The sequence below is a fragment of the Xanthomonas hawaiiensis genome, assembly GCF_031834635.1.
Taxonomy (GTDB): domain Bacteria; phylum Pseudomonadota; class Gammaproteobacteria; order Xanthomonadales; family Xanthomonadaceae; genus Xanthomonas_A; species Xanthomonas_A sacchari.
The window spans coordinates 490,007-503,693 of the sequence record NZ_CP115873.1 but is presented as its reverse complement, the minus strand read 5'-3'; the positions used below and the strand labels follow the sequence as shown (position 1 = coordinate 503,693).

Annotated in this window: 7 protein-coding genes; 1 reads left to right on the top strand and 6 read right to left on the bottom strand. The window is 55.5% G+C overall.

What is annotated here, in order from left to right; translation table 11 throughout:
* Window positions 1-81: 81 nt before the first annotated feature.
* From PG878_RS02225 to PG878_RS02200, 5 genes are all read right to left on the bottom strand, one after another.
* A complete protein-coding gene (locus tag PG878_RS02225; RefSeq protein ID WP_209030575.1) occupies window positions 82-669 on the bottom strand; it encodes an HNH endonuclease family protein in 588 nt (195 codons plus the stop codon).
* The gene (locus PG878_RS02220; RefSeq protein ID WP_209030574.1) at window positions 662-1,954 is read right to left on the bottom strand and encodes an ATP-binding protein; all 1,293 of its coding nucleotides are present in this window, start codon (window positions 1,952-1,954) and stop codon (window positions 662-664) included. Before PG878_RS02220 ends, PG878_RS02225 begins: the two co-directional genes overlap by 8 nt.
* Before the next feature lie 532 nt (window positions 1,955-2,486).
* Window positions 2,487-2,831 (bottom strand): hypothetical protein, encoded by a 345-nt coding sequence (locus PG878_RS02210; protein ID WP_244672549.1) that lies wholly within the window; start codon window positions 2,829-2,831, stop codon window positions 2,487-2,489.
* Window positions 2,832-3,468: 637 nt separating this feature from the next.
* The gene (locus tag PG878_RS02205) at window positions 3,469-5,205 is read right to left on the bottom strand and encodes an ATP-dependent helicase (protein WP_209030573.1); all 1,737 of its coding nucleotides are present in this window, start codon (window positions 5,203-5,205) and stop codon (window positions 3,469-3,471) included.
* Entirely contained in the window at window positions 5,202-7,130 is a 1,929-nt protein-coding gene (locus PG878_RS02200) for an ATP-dependent nuclease (RefSeq protein WP_209030572.1), read from the bottom strand. The genes PG878_RS02205 and PG878_RS02200 overlap by 4 nt, the downstream gene beginning before the upstream one ends.
* A 339-nt stretch (window positions 7,131-7,469) precedes the next feature.
* Between PG878_RS02200 and PG878_RS02195 the strand changes: the two genes are divergently transcribed.
* A complete protein-coding gene (locus PG878_RS02195) occupies window positions 7,470-11,477 on the top strand; it encodes an nSTAND3 domain-containing NTPase (protein WP_209030571.1) in 4,008 nt (1,335 codons plus the stop codon).
* Between the two features lie 187 nt (window positions 11,478-11,664).
* Here the strand turns inward: PG878_RS02195 and PG878_RS02190 are convergent, their stop codons facing one another.
* The gene (locus PG878_RS02190) at window positions 11,665-13,344 is read right to left on the bottom strand and encodes a serine/threonine protein kinase (protein ID WP_209030570.1); all 1,680 of its coding nucleotides are present in this window, start codon (window positions 13,342-13,344) and stop codon (window positions 11,665-11,667) included.
* Window positions 13,345-13,687 lie beyond the last annotated feature (343 nt).

Sequence of the window (13,687 nt, the reverse complement as noted above, 5' to 3'; positions counted from 1 at the left end):
CCAGCTCATTCGAGCGGTTGGGCCTGGCTAAAACGCTCGTCTATTAGATTTAAAAAATTTAGCTGCGGCATTTATAAATCCCTATCCCTCATGGAATTGATGCCGCTGGAGCACTGCAGCGAAATCATGCAGCAACTCATTAGAAATACCGAAGGAGTTCACATATCTAGCTAAATTGCATATATAAACTGTATAGGCCCCTTTCTGGCTACAGGAAAAATAGAGAATGCCCGCACGCTTTATGTGATCGCCATAGTTGTCATAGTGAGGATGAAAGATTCGAAATCTATTCGTGTCAGTTGGATATTTTTTCTTTGCCGATCCTTTTAATACAGGATCAACCATAACCTCTCTATTTCTTTTGAAAGAATTACAGTCAGGGCAGGTTACACACAAATTTCTTGGTTCAAACATAAACTGCAAATAAGACGATTTGCAGGCAATATGATCAATTGGGGATCCAGCTGCGCTTATCTCTGCCACCGGTTGTCTGCAATAGGCACAAGTCATTTTCTGTTCGGCGCGGTAGTGTTTGCGCACTTCGTGTCTTAACTCCTGCAAATCCTGCAGATCCCAGTCCCGATGGTTATATTCTGGCTTACCAATAAGGCCCGCAATTTTAGCTGACGCGTTCGCGCTAAAAACGATGGGATTTTTTATGTTAGACATGCTGGAAATAGAGCTCCGTCACAGAGTCGATAAGTTTACTAATAGGATCAACTCTATCTATTTTAGCCTTGAACTCAATTAGTTTTAAAATTCCTTCCCTGGTCTCATCATCTGCAGCTCTGCCCGACCTTATCAAGGCTACCAAGTTAAAACTAACCCGGGATATATATTCGTTCATTCTTCCTGGGGAATCAAACAACTCTGTCAATTGAAAGTCTGCAGACTTGTTCGAGAACTCTGACGAGTGAATTAGCTTATCCGCCCCAAATGAATATACAAATGAGTTCTTGCCACTAAGCCTGGCCGTGATTTGAGGGGAATGGGTAGCAATGATGAACTGACAGCTATGGTATTTTGAAAATGCTGAGCCAAGGAGACCCATGAAACTTTCTTGCCACTCAGGATGCAGACTAATTTCCGGCTCATCGATCAATATGAGCGAGCCGTTCTCAATATAACTGGCAATTCCTAGCATCAGAACAAGAATGCATTGCTCTCCCGAACTTGCCATCCGAAGACTAAATTCGCCAAATCCTATCTTTTCGGCTCTTATGTCCATCAAACGAATTAAACCAATCTCCATGAGTATAAGAATGGACCTTATTTGTTGGGGCTCGACGTGGCGACGATCAAAGCTTGAACGACCCGATGAAAAGTCGACTTTCAAACTAAAAGCCTTTATTTTCTCGAACAGATTTCCAACATTATCAATGGCGTACTCAATATCAGACCGTTCCTCCGTGGAGAGGCGCGAAAAAATTGAGCTAAATCGATCATCGATATAGTACCCACTCGCGCTTTCGACAGCTCTAGTTCTACGCGAATGAGACGAATTGCTGTAATGAGAAAACATCGGTTTCAGCGTGAATTCAAAGGTGGAGCTAAATGACAATGAATGGAAAACCCCAAGTAGATCAGCTCGATTCGTCTTAAACAATAGCTTGCTAAGCAATCCCCGTGTGACAGAAGACAGAAGAGATATGGATGAGGATGCGGCATACATCCCCTGTCCCCGCATACCTACGTATCTGTAGTTTCTTCTTGTACTTCCCTGCCTCGGAGGCGCAGGAAATCTGTCGAAGGGGCTAGTTGAAACAGCGATCACCACTGGGTTTCCTTGAGGGCTCTTATATGGAAACTCCCCCTCACCTCCATCTTCATACTCATTAGCGGAAGCTATTCCCGCTTTCGCTACTTCTGCCAACAGCCTGCTCTTTCCAAGCCCATTCTTCCCAACCACTACCGTGAATGCATTCATTCGACTGCGGTATATTTCATCGCTCATTAGCGGTATTTCTTTGTCGCCGTGTCCGATGGATAAGAAGCGGATCATAGATTTGGTCTTTTACTATTGTTGAAATTCACTATTGGATCCATCGTTTTAAGCTTGGACGCAAAAGTCCTCTCCTTGAGCGCAGACGCTAGGTTACGTCCAACCACAACTACAACTCGACCTAGAGCCGGCGAGCGCACTACTTGGCGAACATCCTCCTCAAGTGTCCGAGTTCAACCGGGGCATCTGGGGGAAGGCGGAGAACGTGGACGAGTGGTACCGCAATCCGGACGTCAAGCCGGTCAAGGTCCACGGCGGCGTGACTTCAGCCACGCGTCGAACGCCCCTTCCTCTCCAGAGTGAAGAACATGCTACCAAGCAAGGCGTGGGCACTGCCGAGCAACTGCGACTTTAGCCAACAGGCAGCGGCGGCGGACGGCTCCTATCCAAGTCCAGCAGCCCAACATGGGCTTTCCACTTTTGGGCGGGACGTCCAGACGGCGATGATCAGGAGCGCCGAGCCAGGGCGCTTCTTCATTGCTGGTTACCAAGCCCCCAAGTTTGTGGCTTCGTCGTTGGCCAAGAGCAGGGGCTGGCCCGCCGCAGTGCCGATCGGAAGGCGGGATTCGGCGCCTGGCGTCACGACGATGACCGTGATGACCTCGTCCTGTAGCGAATTGATTTGAACGAGTTTGAGCCCCGACTTTTCAAAGGTGTAGACCTTGAACAGGGGGGATAGGCTGATGTTCTTCTTGCCATTAGGCGCCCGCTCTCCCATACCCTCGATGACATCGGCTGGGTTCGTCACTTGGTCCGCCGCCCTGGCGACCGAAAAGATGCCAGCGGCAAGTATGGTTAGCCCGAAGAGTGCTCCGGAGAGGCCTTTCATCGTTCGTTTCTTGACGGGCGCATTGCGAAAACGCTACTGCTGACCATATGAGCGTGCAAGCGCTAGCCCGAGTGCTGCCCCAAACGTCTACGAAGATAGACAAATGTCTCTGACTGGCGGCCTTCTCATGACTAGTCCTCGCCTGACCAAGAAGCCCTGTGCGCAAAGAGCAAAGGCCTCGCACGCGAGGCCTCTGGTCGTCGGCGCTTGAGTGGAGGTTCTGGTCTCCATCCCCCAGCCATGGTGGGTGAAGTGGCCTGGACGACAGAGACAGGTTGCCATCAAGGGAACGAAAGGACAATCAGCGTGATGCCCGCTTCGATGTCAGAAAACCCCCACATACCATAGCGCCCACTTAGCCATGAGCAATGCCTGTCCAAGCTACTTCTTTGGAACAAATATCATCTTGAGGCTCTGGTAGGTTTCCCTATCTAGGTCATCGCCCTTCTCAGCAGCCAACTTTGCCCCAGCGCAATTCCTCATTGCGGTTGTTATGCAGGATGCAATCAAGTAGCAATCTCGCATTCCCCTTATTGCTGAGAGGTCTCCACCCTCAGCTTTATCCGACTGGAGGCGACATCAAAGGTTCGACCGCTTTCTTCTCCTGACACAGGACCGCGTCCGCCTTCTGTCCAATCTAGACCTGAGACAACTTCACTTCCGCCCCACTTGTTGTCAGAAGATCCTTCAGACGCTCGCCCTGACTTTTGGGGATGGCGATGGCAAGAAGGCGACGGGCGCGTGACGCCCCGACGTAGATCTTACGCGCGTTCTCGCTATCCTCATCGCCAGGCGCAGAAGACAGCAAATCTATAATTGTCTTGGTGTGCTTTGACGTCATCACGACGCAGATCGCATCGAACTCTAGCCCCTTCACGGCGTGGATAGTCTGTGCAAGCTGACGAGGGCCCGCGCTGACCGCAAATACTTTTTCCAACTCAGATCTATTCGGAAGCCACTGATTGATTGACTTGCTCGACCCGATCCTTCGGAGTGGATCGAGAAGACCCTTTGTGTGCTTGAGCCACTGACTTGCCGAACCATGTTGACTGCTATCAAACCGCATCGCCTCAAGCATCTCAATTGCGCTGGGCCTCCATTGATTCGGCTCTATCTTGTTCTCGCTGATGTATTGCTGATAGGTCCTACCAGCCAGCGCCTCCCCAATCTCAAGTTGAATCTTGTGGAACTCAACGAGCGCATCCCGCTTGGCTCTCATATCCGAAGTGCTGTGGTAAGTGTGAACCGTCGTTGCCAGAGTAATGCTCAGCCCCCCCTCCTTCTCTACGCACGGCACACCAGCTGCCTTGCTTGCAGAAGCCAGCGTTGATGCAACGATTGGGTTGCTGGCGGGGGGGAACCCCAGATCTCGCACAAGTTCTGCGAACTTGATACCGACTGATCGAGGCACACTATTGCCACCATACGCCAGCACATGCACGGGGCTGGTCTCGTCTTTGAAAGGTCCTAACGCCTCATCGGCAACTCTACGCATCGCAGGCGTCCGCAGCGTCCAGATGCATTTTGCAATATTCTTACCCGAGCGGAAGTTGCCTGTCATTGGAAGGCGCTCCTCATCGGAAAATGTACTTGCGAATCGAGCAAGCTCTTGGCCAACGCCGCCACGAAATCCATAGATCGCTTGGTTGGGATCACAAATAACTTTTACTGTAATACCGTGCGATCTGAGCAAACTGATGATGCTTAAATCTAATGCATTGCAGTCCTGCGCCTCGTCAACGATGACCTCTGTGAAGCGCGCCGCAAACGCGTCAACTAGGAACTGCGATCGCGCGGGGTCTTTCAAGCGATCCAGCGCTAGTTGTCGCGCATCCTCAAAGTCCAACTGCCCCTCCTCAAGCAGAGTAGCTCTCAATCTTCGAGCCGCGACTTCATACACTCTGATGTTGCCGGCGAACCTGCGCTCCTCAAGTTCCTTCTGAATCGCAAGACCAGTTGTGCGGTCAATGCACCCTAACGGAAGCGCTCTGGCTCCCGGAAAAGGAACAACATCCAGGAAATTCTTATCTGGAATAAGGCGTGCCGGACGAGTTTCGCTCGGGGCACCAAATGGTGCGATGAGGAACCTCCACAGGAAGCCATCAAAGGTCCCTATAAAGTGAGGGAAAGCAGGTTTTTGAACGACACCTTCGCGATACAGCCGCGCTTCAAGCTCCGAGACCGCAGCCCCTGTAAAGGACAGAAATGCCAGCCCACGACCATAGCCGCAAGATTGCTGTGCAATGACCCGACGCGCGCGCTCTACCATGACCCGGGTCTTTCCAGCCCCAGGACACGCTGCGATAAACGCCGAGCCTTCGTGCATGATAATCGCTTCTTGCTCTTGCGTCGGAACGAAGAGTGACACGTTCATTCGGTCAGCTGCCAGATCGCGTCCTTCAGATAAGCAGGAACCTGGAAATTTTGCTGCTCTTTCCAGAGCGCCTCGGCCAACAACTGCGCGTAATCCCCTTTACGCACGCTCTCGAAGATTATCTGAATATCCCTGGCGCGCTCGTCCCCAGATTTTGCCATTGCATCGTCCCACTTCTTCGCAGAATTGGGGCGCAGCGTGAGGAATATCTTGCGCATCAGCTCATCGTTCTCTGACACCGCAAGCGCAGGCTCCAAAGAGAACTCGTTGATCTGAACACTGAGTTGAGCTTTTGCATCAAGATTTTGGGCCATCTCCTCCAAATCACGCTTTCGCGACATGCCCGGCGACACCTCGCCAGGCTCCGCCTTGCCCTTGTCGCCATCGGTGATCACCACAACACGATCGGCAATCCGAATACCTTGATAGGCCGTAAGAAGAAGTTTGATATATGGGGCGAAGTCGACACCATCGATTGGAACGAAGACCGCAGAGCGGAACAGACGCAATCGCTCAGGCTCATTCTTAAGCACGAAGCGTTTAGCTATCACAGGAAGCAACAAGGCTTCGGCGATGCCCTCCACCAGGAACACGCGCCCACCGAAGAGCAGTGCGGACTTGGTAACATCTAGATAACGGTCAACCTTGCGCCGCTCTTCATCCACAAGCGCAAGCTTGGCCAAGGGGATGACTCGGGTTTGTCGCCTTGGCCTAGAAGGAGAAAGCACAGGGTTAGGCTCAATCTCCGACAAGACTGTCGCGGGAAGCCCAGCCATCGTCTCCAGGTCAGCGCCCTCCTCTTCGCCCACTTCGCTTGGCGGGGGCGCGCGAGATTCACTGCGAGCATTGATCGCTCCTCCTTCCTCGCCCGTCGTTTCCACCTTGGCAGCTTCAGAAATAACGGAGCGGAAGAAGACCACATGCTTATTTTCCACCCAGGCAGACAGGTTGGGCGAGTGCGTTGCCACTATGACTTGTAGCTCTCCGGCGCATTGGTTTGAATCGCGTATTTTGGTGTGTGACTTGGCCGCTTGTTCTTCCAGGAAATTCAGAACGGCCGCCTGAAGCTGAGGATGAAGATGTGCCTCTGGCTCTTCCACCAAGAACAGCGTGAGATCGGCCTCATCGACTTTTTCCAGCTCAACGGCGATTGTCGCCATGTAGAGCAAGTTTGCGTAGCCATGGCCGGAGTAGCGCAGGTCCTCAGGCTCGATGTCGTGATCGGCCATTTTGAAGCGAAGCTCGCGCGCAATGTCGATCAACTTCTCTTCGGACGAGAACCCGAGGGAAGCACCTTGCCTGCGCACGCCGCTCGTCAGCATGCCTAGGCCAGACCCCACTGCCTTACCCACCAGATCTAGGACGGGAACGTTCTGGCTCCTGCGTAACTTCACAGCAAGCTCTTCTTGGCTCATTTCGCCTAGGAAGTGCTTTAGCAAGGCGTAAATACGTGTGGAGTTGCCGGAGGCTAGCACCCGTTTAGCGTCACGCAAGGCAGGTAGATACACATGCCGCACCATCTCGTGCGCACCTGGCTCGGCAATGCCTTTATGCTGACCGGCCCAGACGCTCGCCTTGCCCGGGACTCGACCAGCCACCTCCTCATAGCGAAGACCAAACGCGCACCCAGTGATATGAGCATCAATAGCAGCAGTGATGAGCCTGCCCTTCTGGCCAGAACTGAGTTGGGTAAATGAAGCCGCGATCTCAAATGATCTGGACGCGCTACCGAAGCGGATGTCGGTCGACTCGCAATAGACTTCGCGCCTTCCACTCAGGGGCGCAGTCAGCAACCTGATGGCGTCGATCGCATTGCTTTTGCCACCATTGTTCTCACCGACAAACAGCGTCAAGTCTTTGCAAAGCGGGATCTCGGCCTTCTCAAACGAGCGAAATCCGCTCAGCACCAGCTTTTCCAAATACATCACGGCTCCTTTGAGGACTTTCCCATGTGCCTCAAGCAAGATTACATAATGAGCTTGCCCTGACCTAAACGCTACCGGATCCGGGCTATGAAGGGGCGCGGGCGAGAACGGGCAGGTCGGCCAGAAGCGATCCCAATCAAGATCGATATCTCCTCGGGTCTACGGGGCAATGAACGTGGTTCGCTTCACTTCCTACTCTCCCTCAATGGGAAGCACGCAAATTTAAGCAACGATGAACGCTTTCAGACACCGTCTCACGCTTCCCGATAGACGCTCTTGCCCTCTAGCGCGTTATAGTCTCATGAATATTCGAAATCAAACTTGGCAGACAAAGAAAGCATGAGCGAACCTTCCGCACAGGAGTCCCCGGATAGTCCGCAAAAGTCATGCGGCGCGGGCACGGACTCGCTGGCCGGATACGAGTATCAAATCGACGCCTCGGTTTGGTTGGCGCTTGACCTGGTGCTCGCCAGCAAGCTCACCCAGGAAATCGTTCTGGAGCCCAGCAGCCAGGAGGACATGGAAGCCGACTTGGCAGCGCACGACCCTGGAAGCGTGGCCGGTACGATGGCGATGGACGGCGATCTACTAGTCGTCCAGGCCAAGCTTAGGACAGGAGATGCCTGGACCGTCAAAGGCGTGCTCGCGCTGCTCAAGCACGGTGGCGAACGACGCACACCTGCTATCGAACGGCTAACAAGTCCCAAGGTCCGCTACCTGCTGGTCACCAGTGCAGCCCTCAACGGAAAGGCCCGTGGTTTGAGAGTGCACCGTGCGGGCGCCTGGCCTGCCCCTGCGAGTACCCCCGAGTTGATCCGCAAGGAGCTCCCCACTGGGGGCGCAGGCCGGGTCGCGGTGATAGACAACGTAGATCGCGAGCGGCTAGATGCACGCATCCGAGAGCTGCTAACGGATGCTTTCCGCGTCCCGAACGCTCGTTGGCGCCAATGCCACTTGGATCTACGCGAACAGGCTCGCCAGCGCATTTGTGGCGTGGCGGGAGGACGTTGGCACCGGGCAGACCTAGAAGCGGTCATTCGCGCCCATCAGGGTTACATCGCCAGCTCGCCCGAGCTTGACGACTACGTCTATCCCAGCCAGTGGAGGCAACTCGTAACCGCCATGGCCGAGCGCTATGCCGTGCTCATTGTCGGCCAGTCCGGAACCGGCAAAACTATGGCTGCGCGGAGGCTGTACGAAACACTGCGCGAGACCACTCCCGGGCTGGCGTACGTCCCCATTACCCAAGGTCCCCAGCAGCTCGCCAGCGACCAAACCCATCTCCCCGTGTTCTATGACATTGAGGACCCTTGGGGCCGCTACGACTTTGATGCCAAAAGCCGTCCGTGGAACGAAGATCTCGCCAAGTACCTGAGGAGCGCCAATGCCAACAAGCTGATCGTCGCGGCGTCCCGGCGGGATGTCGCCCAAGAGAGCCGTGCACTCGACAGCGTTCGCCCCTGGGTCGTCGAACTGGAGGCCGAGCACTACGGTCCCCAGGAGCGTGTGCGCCTGTATCGCTCGCGCATCCGGGTCCTACCCCGGGAGCTTCATGGGATCGCCACCCGAGCCGAAGACAGGGTACTGTCGAAGCTCGCGACTCCGCTGGAAATCCAGAAGTTCTTCGACGCCCTGTCCATTCTCGATCGCCAGTTGATGCGCTACCCGGACCACTTCATCACACTGGCCATCGAGCGGGCGCACAAAGACTCCATCGAAAGGACTGTCATCGAGCAGATCGGGCAACGCCAGGGTGTGCGCGCCGCGGCCGCTCTCTGGGCGTTGCTCAAGGCCAACGGCAAAGTCTCCCTGCGCGGATTGCGGCCGGTCGAGGATGCCCTCATGCAGCGCGACCGCTCTCAGGCTGAAGGGCTTTCGCCACTAATCGGCTTCTTCGTTGCTGCGCGGAACCTGCGTCAAGTCGAAGATACCGTGACCTACTATCACCCTCGGGTCGAATCCGGTATCGAGCAGGTACTCAAGCAAGAGCCAGCTGCGGTCGTCCGTGACACCCTGTCTTACTTGATCGATGCATTGGTGGCGCTCGACGGTCCGAATCCCAGCTGGGGTGCCGGTACGGCAGCCCGTATCCTGGCAGGAATGCAGCGATTGCCTAGCGACTTGCGTCCGTCGCCCTCGGCTGGCGCCCAGGCAGGCATCGACGCCTGGCTGATAAGCGAATTCCAAGAAGCCGGCAAGGAGCTGGAAGCCCATCTGCGCCTCGCCGAGGCCGCTGGATCACCGAACAGCATCATTGCCGAACTGGCTAGATACCTCTTCCATCGACCGGACGACAGCTTCGATGGGCTGATGCTCTGGAGCCCGCCCGAGCATAAAGAGGACTGGTATGCGCGCATGCGCTCGGCAGCGGAAACCAGGCCGATCCTTGAGGCGTTCGTGCGGAACGTCTTGCCCAGCATCCGTATCCGCTATAGAGCCGATCTCCACCGCCATCTGCTGGCTATCGCGCCGGGTCTGACAGGGGCCTTCCTCGATGCCGCCAAGAAAATTGTGCACTACGGCGTTGTGGACACCGACGACGCCATCGCGGCAGGCGCGCTGGACGATATGGATGCATTTGAAACGATCATCGATACCGCAATCGCTATTCGAACACCCACCGAGGAAGAACGGGAGCGCGACGAAGAACAGCGCTTAGCTATCATCAACGGCGAGTACAGCGAGGACTTCGTTGAGTATCTGAGCAACGACGATGACGGTTTCACCGCGGGTGAATTGATCGTCGCTTACGTGAGACAGGCTCGACTCACGGGTGATTGGCGCAGGCTATCTGTACACCGCCATCGCCAGCGAATGCTATTCTACTGGTTGCGTGAAATCTTAAACGAGCCCGACGACTCACTAAAGAACGTCGATGAGCTAGCCGCCGTGTTCGACGCCGCGTGGGGCCACGAGCACGAAGATCTGCTCTGGCGACTCGTCCTGCAACACTGGGATCCGGCCTATCTTCCGCGACTGATCGAGCGTGTCCGCTACGGTGACGCTGAATACGACGTTCGCTGCGCCGCACTGACCTGTTTGATCGAACGCGCGCCGCATGCTCTCCCCGACCTTGTCCGGATGCTCCAAGATGCAGAGGATCACCAACGCACGACTGGCATCGCGCTTGAGCTGGGCGAGTTGCTACATCGCCAGGCCAAACGCATAGACAGCGACGCTCGATTGGCCCTGGTCGAAACTGATCTAGCAATACTTCCAGCACCGCTTGCTGAAATCGCTCTGGCTTCGGCCGCCGTCAAGGTTGAGCAGCCTCCCACATTATCGCGGGAGGCTTTGAAACTGCTAGCCGGAATCACTGGCGGCAGTGTGGTGTTTCGCCGATTCCTCCTCGCTGTAGACCGCCACATCCGCTTGCCTATCGAAGACGACATCCGCTGGATGTTGGCCAACGCGGACGAAGACATCGATGCCTCCGCCGCAGTGGACGCGGCTGACCGCCGTGGCTTGACGGATCAAGTTCAAGCCGCGCTCCAACACAGGTTTTCCATGGCTCGCGCACATGCGCTCACCGCGATAGCCGGTGCTCTACCAGAGCCGCTGCCCAACTCCATCCTGGCAATGGCCGGCGACAAAGGACATTACGTCCGCAAAGCACTGGTGGATGTACTCGATGCAAAGCCTCATCCGGAGCATCTGCTAACGTTGCTCCGGCTGGTGAGCGACACGTGGTCCTCAGACTCCATGTACGACAGTGACAATCGGCACTTCCCAATAGCGCGAGCCGCAGCGGCGGCGCTAGCCAAGCTAGGGCCACTATCCGTAGATCTCACCGAAGCCTTGCACGTTGTCGCCTTGGAAACCAGCGATGCTGGCCTGCGAATCGCTCTGTTGAATATCGTTGCCTGTCAGGCTGAGGAAGCGTTCAGGACCCGACTGTTAGATCTCGCCGCTTCGGCACCGCGTCCGGTCTGCCGTGCCGCGGCGAACGCGCTACTGTCCAACTGGCAACAAGCTACTCCTACCTTCACTACCCGGATAACAGCTGATCTGCTATCCCGAACAGACCCTTACGTGGCCGCTCGATTGATATTGATCCTCGCGCTGCGCGGCGAAGCTAGTCAAGCAGTCGATACATGTCGCAATCTGGCAGGCCACCAAGGCAAACGGGCATTTCTCTTGCTGGCAGTGTGGTTGATGCATGAGCGCAACCCATCGGTTGCAGAGCAAATTGCAGCCCTGCTACCCGCTAGACATATCGGAGTCGCTAAGGTGCTGGGCGCGCATGGAGACGCGTTAGATGATGCAGCCCTTGCCGATCTTGGAGACCCCCTCGTCACGGCGGAAGTTCTGTTCTTCATTGGTAAAGAGAAACAAAAGTCCTCCTGAAATACTGACATACACGCTTCTGAAGCCTTCGAGAGACAGCATGGTCGGACAAAGAACCCACTATTCATTCGCCCAATTCCTAGAACTTACTTGCTAAAGCGTGTTGTCGAGCATCGGTCTACATGGAAGTGTTCGCGTTCATCGGTAGAACGACCGCTGATGATCATGCCGACGGTTCGGAGCCTACCTAGTAGCGCTGAGCCAGTTCGCCGACGATCCGCTCCGCCTCCCGCGGATTGGCGTGGATGACCTGCTGCTCTAGCGGGCGGAGTTGCTGGTTTAGCACCACCCACCTGGACTCCTCCATCGATTGCTGGTTCAAGATATCAGAGACTGCAGAGATAGCAGAAAGCGGCACGATAGCGGTGACGAAGGTGTCGCTCATGATTTTGCGGGTGCGCTGGTTTTGCAGGAAATGACCGAGCGCCCATCGCAACTTGCCGCGTTCCGGCTGCGTCGGATCATAGACGAAGGCTAGGATCACGCGATTGCTACGGCGGGCTTCGAGCGCTGCCGCTTCGAGTGACCCGAAAGGGATTATCTCCCTGAAAATATCCGCTTCGGGCGGAAGAGCATTGGGTTCGCTTAGAGCGGCGAGGAGCCGGTCCGCCAGCCAAGTCTGGATGGCGGCCTGAAAATTATCACCATAGCTTGGCTCGGTAAGGTCGGTGCGATACACGGTCTCGCCCGACATACGCAGAAGAAGCTCCTCGCCAGCGAGCAAGGACTCATAGGTTACCGAAAAAATGCGATCGTTCGATCCCTGACGAGACCAGAACAACGTGTTCTTACCGCCTTCACCAGTGACGACCCAGCCTGTCTGACTGATCGAAAGATTGCCGCCGATAGAATTCTGCACTTGGTTGAAGACGCGCTGTACTCTCGTCAGCGCGTCGCCAAGCTTATTAATATTCGCTGCCAGCTGGCGGTTGGCAGACGTGTCGAGTATTTCGCGGAGCGCGGCTAGGTTCTCGTCCGCCGATGAGACGGGTGGTTGATCCTGCATCATTCTATTCATTCGTTCGTACATCGCTTGCACAGTGGCGAAGCGATTCACCATGCGGGTAGCAAAAGCATCATCAAAGAGCGCGAGGAGCAGCGCTAGCCTAGGCGACGCGACGCCTTGCTGGAGCTTTGTCACCGCGGCCGTTCGCTGGTGCGGTAGTCGCCCCTCGCTGTCTTGAAGCACATCGGGAGGGTCGCCCGTCAGCAGATAGAAGAGGATGCCCGCAGCAAAGCAAACGTCCGACCTCGGATCCTGCTTCGACAGGCTTCCTGCCGATAACTCGGGAAGCCTCAGGAACCGGTTTCCGACCTCCTGCCAATGTTCGGTCTGGAAGTCGATGTCGGTGAGATCGTGATAGCTGATGCCGAAATCAAGTAACCAGACACATGCCGAGGAGCCGCCTTTGAGGATGATGTTGTCGGGCTTTACGTCGCGATGGACGCACCCCTGTGCATGGCAGGCCTTAAGGATATCGAGTAGGCGCGATGTGATCGTCACTGCGGTCTCGATCGATACCGACGCTTGCGATTCGCGCCACGACCTAAGCGTGGCCCCCTCAATAAATTCAATCACGATGAAAGGAGTGACACTGTCGTCTGCGTGTCGATGTGCGTTGCTCTCTATGAGCCTTGGAATGCCGTCGACGCCGAAGCTGTCATAGGCGGCCGCCTCACGGAAGAAGCGAGCCCGACGCTCGGCAACTTTCTTCGATTTTATGATCTTGAGGAATCCGATTTTTCCGTCGGACCGGCGTCGTGCACGATAAGCTTCACCTTGCCCGCCGCCATCCAACTGGTTGATTTTCTCCCAACGGGCCTTCCACGTCTGGTCGTCGACCCATGCAGATTGTGTCTCGGTCATACTAGGCCTCTACCTCATGGTTAACGAGCTGCATCCCCTGCACCACATCATCACTTCTTTGAATAGCAGCGGGGCTTAGCGCCTGGGTTGATGATATCGGTGTTGATCAGGCGTTTGGCGTTGTCGGCGGATATCATGCCGTCGATGGCCTTCTTGGGCCGTTCCTCGTTGTGTCCAGGGGGGGGCCAACGTTCGATCTCGGCGGGAGCGCGCAGCAGCGTCGGGGACCAATGAGCGCGACATCTGAGCCACCGCCCCATAGCGACGCCCACAGCTCCGCTAGGCCCAAAGATGGCCTATGAGCCTGTTGCTCTACCCAGAATTGGCTTCCTACAAAGGGACC

Coding starts and splice junctions, on each gene's coding strand:
- PG878_RS02220 (WP_209030574.1), bottom strand. CDS start 1,954: ATGAGCGATGAAATATACCGCAGTCGAATGAATGCATTCACGGTAGTG.
- PG878_RS02205 (WP_209030573.1), bottom strand. CDS start 5,205: ATGAACGTGTCACTCTTCGTTCCGACGCAAGAGCAAGAAGCGATTATC.
- PG878_RS02225 (WP_209030575.1), bottom strand. CDS start 669: ATGTCTAACATAAAAAATCCCATCGTTTTTAGCGCGAACGCGTCAGCT.
- PG878_RS02190 (WP_209030570.1), bottom strand. CDS start 13,344: ATGACCGAGACACAATCTGCATGGGTCGACGACCAGACGTGGAAGGCC.
- PG878_RS02195 (WP_209030571.1), top strand. CDS start 7,470: ATGAGCGAACCTTCCGCACAGGAGTCCCCGGATAGTCCGCAAAAGTCA.
- PG878_RS02210 (WP_244672549.1), bottom strand. CDS start 2,831: ATGAAAGGCCTCTCCGGAGCACTCTTCGGGCTAACCATACTTGCCGCT.
- PG878_RS02200 (WP_209030572.1), bottom strand. CDS start 7,130: ATGTATTTGGAAAAGCTGGTGCTGAGCGGATTTCGCTCGTTTGAGAAG.